The following is a 241-nucleotide window of genomic DNA, read 5'->3' as shown; positions in this document are numbered from 1 at the left end:
CGTCCAGGAGCACGGCACCCCCGGTGGTCACACCTGCGAGGCCAACGGCCAGCCCGCCTGCGACCCCCACCACGACCAGAAGACCAAGAAGGCCTGGGACGCGGTCATCGACACCAACCGCGACGTCACCTGGACCACCCTGCTCGGCCGGATCTACCGCACCAAGGCCCACGACTACACCCAGTACACCAAGCTCCTGACCGCAGCCACCACCCACATCGACGACACCATCGCCGCAGGC

At 68.0% G+C, this 241-nt stretch carries 1 pseudogene; it reads left to right on the top strand.

Features of this window, described 5'->3' with window-relative positions:
• Positions 1–241 (top strand): annotated as a pseudogene (locus MWU75_RS19690) (hypothetical protein); the annotation flags it as partial.

Source organism: Ornithinimicrobium sp. F0845 (assembly GCF_023015765.1).
GTDB lineage: Bacteria > Actinomycetota > Actinomycetes > Actinomycetales > Dermatophilaceae > Ornithinicoccus.
Note: the sequence above shows the minus strand (reverse complement) of the source record. Positions and strands in the feature narration are given on the sequence as shown.